Annotated in this window: 10 protein-coding genes; 5 read left to right on the top strand and 5 right to left on the bottom strand. The window is 41.7% G+C overall.

From position 1 onward, the window contains the following. Positions 1-306: 306 nt before the first annotated feature. Positions 307-1,938: a YcjF family protein gene (locus JGK36_RS04765; protein ID WP_293196996.1), complete on the bottom strand. Its 1,632-nt coding sequence runs from the start codon at positions 1,936-1,938 to the stop codon at positions 307-309. Between the two features lie 29 nt (positions 1,939-1,967). On the opposite strand from JGK36_RS04765, the gene JGK36_RS04760 reads away from it, so the two are divergent. Together JGK36_RS04760 and JGK36_RS04755 are read left to right on the top strand one after the other, a co-directional pair. Further along, the gene (locus JGK36_RS04760) at positions 1,968-2,192 is read left to right on the top strand and encodes a hypothetical protein (RefSeq protein WP_293196997.1); all 225 of its coding nucleotides are present in this window, start codon (positions 1,968-1,970) and stop codon (positions 2,190-2,192) included. A 388-nt stretch (positions 2,193-2,580) separates the two neighbouring features. After that, on the top strand, positions 2,581-3,108 hold the full coding sequence (locus tag JGK36_RS04755; RefSeq protein WP_293186526.1) for a DUF937 domain-containing protein: 528 nt from the start codon (positions 2,581-2,583) through the stop codon (positions 3,106-3,108). A gap of 108 nt (positions 3,109-3,216) precedes the next feature. On the opposite strand, the gene JGK36_RS04750 is transcribed toward JGK36_RS04755, so the two are convergent. The 3 genes from JGK36_RS04750 to JGK36_RS04740 all read right to left on the bottom strand — a co-directional run bounded on the left by JGK36_RS04750 (position 3,217) and on the right by JGK36_RS04740 (position 5,486). After that, positions 3,217-3,627 carry an Npun_F0494 family protein gene (locus tag JGK36_RS04750; RefSeq protein WP_293193489.1) on the bottom strand — a complete coding sequence of 137 codons (411 nt, stop codon included), beginning with the start codon at positions 3,625-3,627 and terminating at the stop codon, positions 3,217-3,219. Positions 3,628-3,754: 127 nt separating this feature from the next. Further along, a complete protein-coding gene (locus JGK36_RS04745; protein WP_293196998.1) occupies positions 3,755-5,149 on the bottom strand; it encodes a hypothetical protein in 1,395 nt (464 codons plus the stop codon). Positions 5,150-5,309: 160 nt separating this feature from the next. After that, the gene (locus JGK36_RS04740) at positions 5,310-5,486 is read right to left on the bottom strand and encodes a hypothetical protein (protein WP_293196999.1); all 177 of its coding nucleotides are present in this window, start codon (positions 5,484-5,486) and stop codon (positions 5,310-5,312) included. Between the two features lie 194 nt (positions 5,487-5,680). On the opposite strand from JGK36_RS04740, the gene JGK36_RS04735 reads away from it, so the two are divergent. Then, entirely contained in the window at positions 5,681-7,036 is a 1,356-nt protein-coding gene (locus tag JGK36_RS04735) for an NB-ARC domain-containing protein (protein WP_293197000.1), read from the top strand. A gap of 131 nt (positions 7,037-7,167) precedes the next feature. Here JGK36_RS04735 and JGK36_RS04730 read toward each other — a convergent pair whose 3' ends face one another. Then, positions 7,168-7,434 (bottom strand): hypothetical protein, encoded by a 267-nt coding sequence (locus tag JGK36_RS04730; protein ID WP_293197001.1) that lies wholly within the window; start codon positions 7,432-7,434, stop codon positions 7,168-7,170. 228 nt (positions 7,435-7,662) lie between these two features. Here JGK36_RS04730 and JGK36_RS04725 point away from each other — a divergent pair, with 228 nt between their 5' ends. Next, positions 7,663-8,103 (top strand): peroxiredoxin, encoded by a 441-nt coding sequence (locus JGK36_RS04725; protein ID WP_293157736.1) that lies wholly within the window; start codon positions 7,663-7,665, stop codon positions 8,101-8,103. A gap of 882 nt (positions 8,104-8,985) precedes the next feature. Next, the gene (locus tag JGK36_RS04720; protein WP_293197002.1) at positions 8,986-11,640 is read left to right on the top strand and encodes a C39 family peptidase; all 2,655 of its coding nucleotides are present in this window, start codon (positions 8,986-8,988) and stop codon (positions 11,638-11,640) included. The last annotated feature ends 244 nt before the right edge of the window (positions 11,641-11,884 follow it).

Below are 11,884 nucleotides of genomic sequence, written 5' to 3'. Positions count from 1 at the left end.
AGACACTCTTGTTTGCTTTCCTTCGGATCGCTGCGCTAACGTGCCTCTCTTCGGACAATCTTAACCTCAAGAAAGGCTGGTTTCAGCAGAATGAAACATGAAATAGCCCTGGAACTAATGACTGTTGACTAATAACTAATAACTAATATAGCCTTTCTCAAAAAGATGAGGTATGGCTGACAGCTTACATAACCGCTTAAATCAAGAGGGCTGAAGCCCAACAACGTACCTCGTCTTTGTGAGAACCGCTATAACAACTAACAACTGTCAACTGTCAACTGTCAACTGTCAACTGTCAACTGACAATTACCATTCATCGTTTCGCTTGTTGCTGTGGGTTTCCCAATCGTCGCCTGGGTGCTGATACAAGGGTTCGGGTTCCAATTCTGCTGACATTTCTAATTCTGGTTCCGATTCTTCTTGCTGGTAGATGTTTAGAGGTTCGACAACGCGGGCGATCGCGTCTTTGACAAAAGCTTTGACAAACTCGTCTTTCCGATTTAACTGAAACTGCCTTTGCACGACTTCGGCGATGCCGCCGTCACCCCAATCTTGGTCGTGTCGGAAATATTCAATAAAACTTTTCCCGGCAATTCTGGTTAAATAAGCGGCGCTGACTGCTTGAATTGCTTTGCCAAGTACAAATCCGGCTACACTTAACTGCAACGCCCTTGAGACTACTTGAATTACGCCTTCAACTATTCCTAAGCTGGCTAGGGTTTTGGCGAGAGACAGGGCTAGTTCTTTGGCGCGATCGATATTTAATTCGCAGCCGTAAATCTTGGCAATTTCTACTACCATTTGAGCGTTAACTGCTGCTGTCGCTAACAAATCTACAACTGGCAAAGGCGTAACGGCAATTACTCCGGCTCCGATCCACTGAAAGCGCTCTACTACTTTATCAGCAGCGCGCCGTCTTTGAGCGTCAATTAATTTGCGTGCTTGGTCTCCCAAATGCTGAGATTGTAGCAAAATGTTGTCCGCAATTAAGTCTTCGCCTTCGGCTCGCAAAATTGCTGCGATTCGCCGAATTAATGGCATCATATCGGGGTCTGGCTGAAATATTGTCCCGCTTTCTAGTACAACTTTTTGCGGGTTGGCGCTAATTGCAACTACATCCATTGCTGATATTAAACCTTTAACTCGCTGTCGCAGTCGATCGATAATTTCGTCTCTGTCGTTGTCGGGATAAAGGTCTACTTTATTAAAAACCACGATCGACCTTTTGCCAATTTGGGCCAAAGTCCGCAGCGGTTCATACTCAGATTTGCGTAAATCGCCGTCCAACACAAATAAGATCAAATCAGCCCGGGCCGCCAACTGCCGCGCCAATTCCTCTCTGTAAGTCCCCGCTACTCCCGCTTCCAAGATGCCTGGGGTATCAGTAATTGCTAATTCTCGATCGACTCCTTTCAATTTCAGAGTGTAAGTTTCTCCAACTTCGGTAGTTCCCATTGGCGCCCCCACCTGTCCGGCCATCCGCCCCACCAGCGCATTTACAGCCGAAGTTTTGCCCGCAGAACCGGTACCGAAAACAACGATCCGAACATTGCCGCGGGCCATGCTAGCTTCTATTTCGCGGGCTCTCAACAGCAAAGCTTGCCGTGCTACTTCATCTTGAATGCGATCGACTTGCTGCCTGATTGCTTTGAGATTTTCCGAAGCAGCTTCGCTTTTGACAACAGGAATCTTCGGATCTATCGCCCGTTTTCCCTTAACTTTTCCCGGACGTTGCAGCAGCCTAAAATAATAAAACAGCGCAAAAATTAGCGTTGCTAAAAGTACAACGATCAGGAAAATTAGCAAATTAGCCAGCAGCGGAGAAGCAGACCACGCAACTTGACTGTAAAGCCCCGTTAAGGAACTCACCAGCCCAATAATCAACCCCAGGGTGAGGCAGAAAGCGGCAATTAATGTTAGCAGGCGCGGCAAAGGCATGGGGCAGGGGCAAGTAAAAGGGTTATATTTTGATTTTTACATTTTCGCCAGAACTCGGAACTGTTGAAGCGCCCGATCGTAATGTCGCGCTCGTAAATCCCGATTCGCCTTGTCCTTCGGGTTCGATGCAGTGTGGGTTTGAGTGCCAGCGGATGCAACTAAAACATGGCGATCGCGCCCGAGGCTGCAATTGTAGCTTAGCAGACAATTTATGGTTGCACTCACCCGCCCGAACGCCTTTGTCGGTTTACTGATACCTACCTACCTATTTATTCGATCGCGAGTTGAACTATATAGTTTTTTAAACAAATATATCTTAAGTACCTAGAAACACGGTTTATTAACGTCATACCAGTTGCCAAAAAGAATGCAACTGATTTTCCAGTTTTCCAAATCCTTACGGAATCAGTCATTCCCAATTTTTCAATCTAACATCTAAAATCGTAATCGTATAAGTGCATCCTAAAATATCCGATAACGGAAACGATAAACCAAGTTGCTAGTGCAGGATAAGAACGAGCGTCCTAATAAAAAAATAGTATGATGAGTGAAAATACCCAATTCAAAACTATTTTCGGTAATCTTAAAAAACAGGCTTTGCTATAATTCACAGTTGAGCAACCACTGTACGGAGCGAAAATTATGGGACTCTTTGACCAAATTTTGAGTGCGATCGACAATCCCAACCAACAAGCAAGTCCCAATCAGTTGGGCAACATTCTGGGTGCGGTAGAGCAGTTGAGCGGCAACCACGGCGTCGATGCGGGTACGACTCAGCTAGCGATGTCGGTTTTGGGTGGATACGTGCGATCGGCATTGCAAGACGTGCGATCGCAATCTGGAGACGCACAAGCCCAAGAAGTTGTCAACCAATTTAGCGGCACAAATCCCAATGCACAAGCGGTACAGAGTTTGTTCGGAGGTGGCCAACTGACGCAAATAGTGACCGATATCGCCCAAAGAACCGGCTTGAATAACGAAACAGTGCAAGGGATGATCCCTGTTTTACTGCCCTTGGTACTCAATTTGCTGCAAAGCGGCGGCAACGCCCAAAATCCAGCCCAGGGCGCAAATCCCGTTTTGAATGCGTTTTTAGATGGAGATGGAGACGGCGACGTAGATATTACTGACGCCATGTCGATGGCTAGCCGCTTTTTGAATCAGGGCTAATTAGCTGAAAATTCGGGGAGAGAAATTGACGTTTGTAGTGAGGACTTCAGTCCTCATTAAAATCTAATTATGCAGGTGCGCGGCGCGCACCTTACCGCCTTAACGCTCTTATGAAAATAGTCCGAACCCTCGGCTAACGGCATTTCCCAGGCGATCGCACAATGAAGCAGTTGGCAAACTATTTCCTTGCTGTTCCCATTTTTCCACGAGTTGGCGGCCCAGGGGCGTGAGGCGAAAACTATCGGTAATCCCTTGTCCATCTACTTCGCGCCGCAACACGCCGACTTGAATCAGCCACAGCAGCGAGTTTTCGGCTGCGAGTTCGGATACGGGCGATCGGGTGTAGCCACTTTCGACACCTGCATTTGAGGCGATCGCGCTTAGGAAAACGCTGTTATCGCGGATGGTCTGGAAGAAGTGTAATTGAAAAGGAGCACACCGGATCGCGCGATCGGCTCTTTTGACAGTGCGGCTGGGATAACTAATAGATTTAAACGCTTCGGATGGGATAAAAGTCATTGATTTGGCTCAGCATAGGTAGTATATTTTTATGATTACCTATTTAGAGTCTAAGTGGAGTTATAAAAAATATACTAAAATATATGACCGGGCTTGATATGGCATAGCTCCCTCTGCAAGTTGTAACTCATCCCTGTATTTTTGGCATTGGAGAAGAATTACCCCTTATTCCCAAATAGTCTAAAATTTGGCGAGTAATTTTCATGTCACACTTTTCATCTGAAAAAATCCATTGTCCGTTGTAATTAATATCTAGTAAGTAGTAGTCTTGACCATCAAATATCAGATCAAAAGTACAAAAACGAAGTTGCAATACATTAAAACAATTGATTAACTCACTAACAACATAATCAGGTAAATTTATTTCCGACATATTTTCCTTCAGACCATGAGAGTACCGCCAATCTATACCAGCTTTTTTACCTGTTAATTTTTGAGTTTCAATCTTAACACAAGATACATAGTCCATAAAGTATGTTCCTCTTATCTCATACTCTTTATAAATATTGTTCTGTCTGATAACAGGAGGCATTGTTGAAATCCATAAAGAACACTCATTATCATAAACAAAAGGAGAGAAAGCTTGCTCAATCAACCAGTCTGAACTGCGACTTGCCTGCATAGCCAAAGGTTTGATGAACTCTCCTTTTTTCCAGAGATATGTAGAATTTTCAAAATAGCTGTTACATATTTTTATTTGCTTAAGTTCCTTTGCCATTACTTCAAAATAAACCAATTTTTGATCGCTTATATTATATTGAGGAAATAGCTTGTACGCATATTTTATTCTTAGTGAATCAACAAACTCTAATATGTCTTGTCTCGTGAGTTTTTCCAGTGGTGTGTTTACACGAGGCAAGCTGGACGGCTTTCTGTACCAGATATAGGTTGAAATATCAAATAGTAAAAAAACATTTTCAGTAGGTATTGGGTAGCCCTGTGGAGACGAGTATAGAGAAACAATTAGATCGACTGCTATAAATAGAAAGTTTCTCTCCATAGGATCGAGGTGCATGGTAAAGTGAGCATCTTCGATATCAGAAATATAAAGAACAATATTTCTCTTACCTAAAATTTTTCTGAGTATTTGTTCTAGGTGAAGTGTGATTTCAGGTGATTTAATGTATATGCAAAAATCGATTATTTTCTCAATAAATCTCAATTCACAATCGCTAATCTCTAACTCTAGTAACTTTTGAACAAAACTCAATACAGAAAGAATGATTTTATATCCGCGCTTTTTACTTATTTCTAGTAGTTCTTGAAAAAGTTGTTTTTTTTGCGACTCGTCATAATTTAAATATGAAATTTGTTCGGTAAACTTTTCAGTTTTATCTAAATATTTTTCTAAATCTGTTAGAGTTTTTGGCAGAATATCTACATGAGGAGGAGAAACATAGGTAATTTCAGGAAAATTTCCTAAAAAATCAACTATTTCAATATAATATTCATCCAGAGAAACTGTTGATGTTAAACGAAGACAATCTATTTGTTGTTGAGATAAATTTAGAGGGACAAACATAAATTTTAAAAATCCTAAACTAGGTTGGCTAAACTTTTATTGAGAAGAGATTCCCGTAAAAAAAAGTATGATTATCTTCACGGGAACGTGAAAGTGAAATAATTAATCCAGATGTTTTTTCTGTTTTATACATCTGACTCTCGGTCAATAATTAATCGCATTAATCATCAACTACCTTATCGTTCCCTGCCGTGCTTGTATCCGTATTTTTTCCATCTTTTGCAACAATCTCTGTGCAAATAAAACTCTCCATCGCTTTATCAATATTTGGCGAGCTAACAGGAGTTTTTTCTGTGCCTAAATTGACAAAGTTTGGCGCGCTTATAGTTTTAGTCATTGTTGTCTCCTATTTGAAAAATTCTTAGTTTTCTTTAATAAAGATAAAGTAAAAATCGATCGGCCGCTATAGGAAAATGCCTGATTTAATCCAGTCTTTTGTAACAAATTATTAACGTGATTGTCCGACAATGCCTGATCGTGCCTGCCCAAGCTGAGCTATAATGGCTGAAATACTTATACCCTATAAATTTTATGGATGTTAAAGAAGTGTTACAGTTTGCTGATGAGTTAGTTTTTGCCCAGACGGGAAAACACTTAGATGATATTCAGGAAACGGTGATTAAAGGAGTTTGGCAGGGACAGACTTATGAGACAATTGCAGATGAATGTCATCGCAGTGAAAGTCATGTTAGAGACATAGGTTATAAACTTTTGCAAATTTTATCTAAACAGTTAGGCGAAGATGTTAATAAATACAATTTTCGTTCAACAATAGAAAGGATTTATGTTAAATCATCACAGGTGATAGGTATCGGAAATCATCATAAATTTAATTTCTGTTCGCAAACGCTAGATCAATCTCATCAAGATAATCAACAAAATCAAGCTAAAAGTAAACCTAGCTCAAATTTTCACGATTTAACCCTAGCACCGAAAATTACCCATTTTTACGATCGCACAACCGAACTTCAAACCCTATCCCATTGGCTAACTCATCAAAATACTCGTCTAATCTCAGTTTTAGGCTTAAGCGGAATCGGTAAAACTACCCTAGTTAAACAGTTTGTCGATCTCAATTTACAACAATTTGATGTAGTTGTCTGGAAAAACCTCAAACTATCTCAATCTTTAGATGGCATTATTACTGAAATTTTAACAGGTGTTAATCATGATTCTGTTCAACCTGACAATAAGTTAACTCAACTTTTTAATGTTTTACGTCAGAAAAAATGTTTAATTATTCTTGATGATATCCAAGAATTATTTATAAAGGGAGACTGGGCAGGACAATTCAAAACGGAATATAAAAATTACCAAAACTTGTTTACAATGATGACAGAGATTGAACATCAAAGCAGTTTGATCTTAATTAGTCAGGAACAATGTCAAGAAATGATTTGCTTGGATGAGGAGTTATATCCTATTAAGTGCTTAGAGTTAGAAGGAGTAGAGAGTAGGTCAATCATGAAAAACTGGGGATTAAAGGATGATGAAACTTGGGCGCAACTTATAAAGTTATATGAAGGTAATCCCGTTTATTTAAAAGATATTGTCAGCTTAATTAAAAATATTTTTGGGGGCAAAGTCGCTGATTTCTTAAACGAAGATAGTTTAATTGTCACTAAAGACATGAAATCTCGGTTGACTAAATTATTCAAGCGACTATCACCCAGAGAACAAGAGATTGTTTTACAATTAAGTAAATTTGAGCAACCTGTGTCAAGAGAAGATTTAAGACAAAGTTTATCTCTCTCATCAATGGACTTAATGAATGGGTTAGAATCATTGCGTCAACGTTATTTAGTCAAAAGAATAGAAGGAGAGCAAGTATTGTTTGATTTATCTCTTGTTGTTCGAGAATATGTTAGAACTTGTTGCCAAAATTAATTAAGTCAGGACTTACCCACTTCTACCAAAGAAACCGGGTTTTTTACCAAATCTGCGGGTTGTAACTCAGTATTTTCGTCAAAAAACCCGGTTTCTGGGCCCCCTGCGTAAGTCCTGTAAGTCTAATTATTTTAGGCATAAACTTTTCTTAGTTCATAAGTATCTGAAGCTTCCGCATCTTCTAAAGTAAGAAACTCGTGCAATTCATTAATAGCAAGAGGATTAAGATAAATATTTAATTCAGCTTCATAAACTTCAGAAAATGACTCGATCGCCTGTTTGAGTTTGTCGATAGACTGTTCGGGAGTATTTCCTTGTCCAACCAATCCATTCTCCAAACACAATGCCACCCAATACTTGGCACTCTTTCGGATAATAACAGTGTAAAAATCTATCATATTTTACTTACTTCATCAAGTTTGATAGCGTCAGTATATTCGGAGTCCACGCCCACAATCTAACACAATATCGCCCGTCAGTCAAGGCACAAAATTACCCATCAAAACTATTCCGAAAGGTAGATTTTACATTTTGGTCGCTCAATTCCGAATCTAAATTTAAGAGATTGACAACAACAGCCCAAAATCAACTAAAATATCTTTATCAATCGCAAGGTCAACAAAACTATGACATTACCAGTTGGGTGCGCGGCTCCTCAATTCACCGCCAAAGACACAAACGGCAAAACCGTCTCCCTCTCCGACTTCACGGGTAAAACCGTAATCTTGTATTTCTACCCCAAAGATGACACCCCCGGTTGCACCAGACAAGCTCAAAGCTTCAAAGCAGCCCATGAAGAATACAAGGGCAAAGACATTGTAGTTCTCGGTGTCAGCCGCGACAACGAAGAATCGCACCAAAAGTTCACGGAGAAGTACGGTTTGCCTTTCCAGCTATTAGCAGATGTTGATGGTGCTATTACCAAAGCTTACGATGTTGAGAAAGGTGATTATGCCAAGCGCGTTACTTTTGTTATCGACGGTACTGGCAAAATTATTCAGGTTTATGAAGGGGAAACGATGAAAGTTGACTCTCACGCTCAAGATATTCTGGTCACCATAGTTTAGCCGCCGTTAGTCTAACATTCCTGAACGCACTAAAGGGCTAAAAATCCGGTTTCTTCCGAGATATCTCGTTGCTACACGCAATTTTCTCGTAGAAACCGGATTTTTTTGTAATACCATTTCCACCAAAAATTGCTACAGAATAAATTTTGTGTTTGTTTATCAAACTATTGCGGATATGTGAAATACGCACTCCGACAAAGAAACCGGGTTTTTTCCCAAATTTGCGAATCACAGCAAAGTATTATCGCAAAAACCCGGTTTCTGGCAACCCGTGCGTAAGTCTAAAGAAACCGGGTTTTTTCCCAAATTTGCGAATCACAGCAAAGTATTATCGCAAAAACCCGGTTTCTGGCAACCCGTGCGTAAGTCTTAGGATCGCAAATTAAATAATTTACACTCTTGAAAGTGGGATGGGCGTCCCGCCCGTCCCGGAAGGACGGGCGGGACGCCCATTCCACAAGAACAATAAAGATTGTAAGTTATTTAATTCTCATTCCTTATAAAAATTTTTCGTCGCGACACACCCTACGACTAAAATTCCTCAATCTAAAATCCCTCAATCTAAAATCTCAAATGAGCTAAGTGAGGGGTCAAAGGTATAGGGGGTAATAACCTACTTCCATTAAATTTTTTCTCGCAAAAATTGCGCCACAAATTCTCTCAACCAGCGGTATATTCGCGTCAGGTGCGCGATCGCTAGCTGGACTGTTAGATTTCTGGTAAAAATCTCGCCAACAATAAAAAATTCATGCTTTAAAACGCATTAACTGCCCCTAGATTCAGTCCAGGAGCGATTTTGTCCGGGATCGGATCGTTGTGTTTGATAAAATGAGAAGTTATCCTTGCTGTAGCTGAATAATTAAGTAGGTAGGCGGATACATAATGACAAGCACCAAGACTATTTTGAGTTATTTAGGCCCACAAGAAGTTGAGGCTAATCGAGCCTCTGTCTTAGTTGGCAGTTTTGATAAAAATCAAGTGGCGGCAATCTCAGCAGCAGAAGGCTCAAATGCCCTGAAGGCCGGGATAAATTTATCGACAGGCATTTGGAACATTAGTTTAGAGAAAGGATTCGATAGCGCTGGAACTCGCACAGTGCAGGTGAAGGCTACTGATAAAACAGGCAAAGTTATTGGCGAACAAACAATTAACATTAAAGTTAATCCTGCTTCTAACACACCCGATCGCTCTTTCACGTTAATTACGCTCCAAGATACCCAATTAAAAGCCGGAACAGTGCCTTCTGGCAGTCTCACTTCTCAGCAAAAAGCGGAAATACCCGCAGGTAAAAGTTATCAAATTAGCAGCTACGAGTTTGAAGACGAACACCTAAATGTTGAACTAAATAATCCAATTTCTCCCGTAGGAAAATCCGGCTTTTTTTACGAAAAGCACGCAGTCATCACTAAAGGCTCAAAAATCCTGATCTTCGATCGCGCCGATCTACCTACCCCGCCCCCTGGAATGCAGTTGCTGTGGGTGAACAAAAAAACCTGGTTAAAGCGCAACCCCGCAGATTCGACTATTTTAAGCCCGACTCAGAAAGTGCGATTTGACCAGGGGGAAACTTTCAATATCTTCGGCTACGCTTGCGTGGAAAGTCATTTTCGAGTCACTCTCGATCGCCCAATTCCCAACTTCGGCAATTCGGGATTTATGTACTCGCAACACGTCCAGATTTTGCAAGACGGCAAGGGGATTGCCTGTAACAGAAATGCAGTTACCATGACTGTTGTCAAAACTACTGTGTTGAAAAAACGGCCGGTGGATGCTGTCAAGCTGCAACTGCCAGAAAAAATCACTTTACCGGCGGGAATGATTTACGGAATTTCCGGATTCTCGATCGAACAAGGTCATATTAAAGTCTCGCTGACTGAAAATTTGCCGCCCTTTGGCAATACGGGTTTTGTTTATCCAGATTTCGTGCAATTTGCCAAAGGTGGCAAATCTTTCAATCCGGCCCCAAATTTAACGTATCAAGGCCCGACAGAGGTTTTGGTCAATCAGTCGATCGCACTTTCAGGTACTTTTGACAAGCAAGAAGCAGCAAAAGTTGAGGTAATAGCCGAGGATAAATTTCCGCTAACCGTGACACTCAACCAACAAGCAGGCACTTGGCAAGTGAATTTGGCTAAAGGATTTAGCATACCCGGAGCTCGCTGGCTGAGATTGCGGGCAACTGATAGCAAAGGTAACATTACCGCCAGCCAAATAATTTATATTACCGTAAGTTCAGATCCACTGACTGTCGGAAAAGATTTGAGCTTAAAGATAGTTTCCGACACTTGGTTTAAGGTAGCCCCGGTTGATGGTTCCCGCCTCAACAACCAGCAAAAAGTTCTTGTCAAAGCAGGTCAGACTTTGGCACTTAGCAAGTACGGATTTATTGACGGGCATCTCAAAGTGGTTCTGGATTCGACAATTTCGCCGATCGGCACTTTTGGCTATTTTTACGAACCAGACGTTCAGCTTGCCAAAGGTACAAAAGTCCTGAAATTCGACCTAGCAGACGTACCCAATAGCAACGGGAATGCTCAACTGTTGGTAACTCAAACAACTCTGATTAAAGGTCAACCAAAAGAATCATCGAAACTCCCTGCAAACCAAATTGCTGAACTAACTTTAGGCAGCACCTACGCCATCACTGGTTATGCCTGCATTTTGGGGCATTTCCGAGTAACTTTCGCCGAAGCTATTCCCGGTTTTGGCAATGTGGGATTTATCTATTGGCAATCTGTTCAAATCAAGAAAAATGGCAAAGAAGTTCCCTTTGACCCGGATCCTTTGACAATGACAATGCTGCAACCAACTGTGTTTAAAAAACGCCCTGTAGATGCTGCCAAGCTGACGGCTACCGAGAGAACTACACTGCCTTTAGGTCGAGTTTACGGTGTGGAAAGCTACGGTTTGGAAACCGATCACCTGAAAGTTTCTCTGACTGAAGAGCTGCAAAATTTCGGCAATACAGGTTATGTTTTTCCAAGTTTTGTTCAGTTCAAGCGGGGAGATAAAATTTTCGATCCGGTTCCGAACAATGTGGAATTGAACGTGCCGTATTTTTCACAGCGGGACAATCCGCGTTTTGACTGGTCTACTTGCAATGTAACTGCGATCGCCATGGTGCTGTATTATTACGGCGTTCGTTCTAAGTATGGGGGACAGTTGGAGGATGAGTTGTTGCAGTGGTGTTTCGACTATGCCGGCCAGGGTTCTCAAACCGATCATAACGTGCTTTCGGCGCTGATTAAGGCTTACGGGTTTAAGACGAGTTTTAGTGCGACTCGGAAATGGGCTGATGTGCGATCGGAATTGCTGAATCGGCGGCCGATAGTTTTAGCGGGAGATTTTACGGCGGCGGGTCACATTATCACTTTAATTGGCTACAATTCTGAGGGTTATATCGTGCAAGATCCGTGGGGAGATGCACTCACGGGTTACAGAGATACTGAGGGAAGAAAGTTGATGTATCCGTATGGCTATATCAATCAAGTAGCCGGGCCTGATGGGAATGTTTGGGCGCATTTTATCTCGCGCTAAGCTTTTTAGGAACGGGCCGGAGAGCCCGTTCAATAGGTATGTAGTTGCGCTTGGGCGCTCTTAGCATTGAGGTATGTAGTTGCGCTTCAGCGCTCTTGGCATTGAGGTACGTAGTTGCGCTTCAGCGCTCTTGGCATTGAGGTATGTAGTTGCGCTTCAGCGCTCTTGGCATTGAGGTACGTAGTTGCGCTTCAGCGCTCTTGGCATTGAGGTACGTAGTTGCGCTTCAGCGCTCTTGGCATTG

The organism is Microcoleus sp. PH2017_35_SFW_U_B, assembly GCF_020737865.1.
Taxonomy (GTDB): Bacteria; Cyanobacteriota; Cyanobacteriia; order Cyanobacteriales; family Microcoleaceae; genus Microcoleus.
Note: the sequence above shows the minus strand (reverse complement) of the source record. Positions and strands in the feature narration are given on the sequence as shown.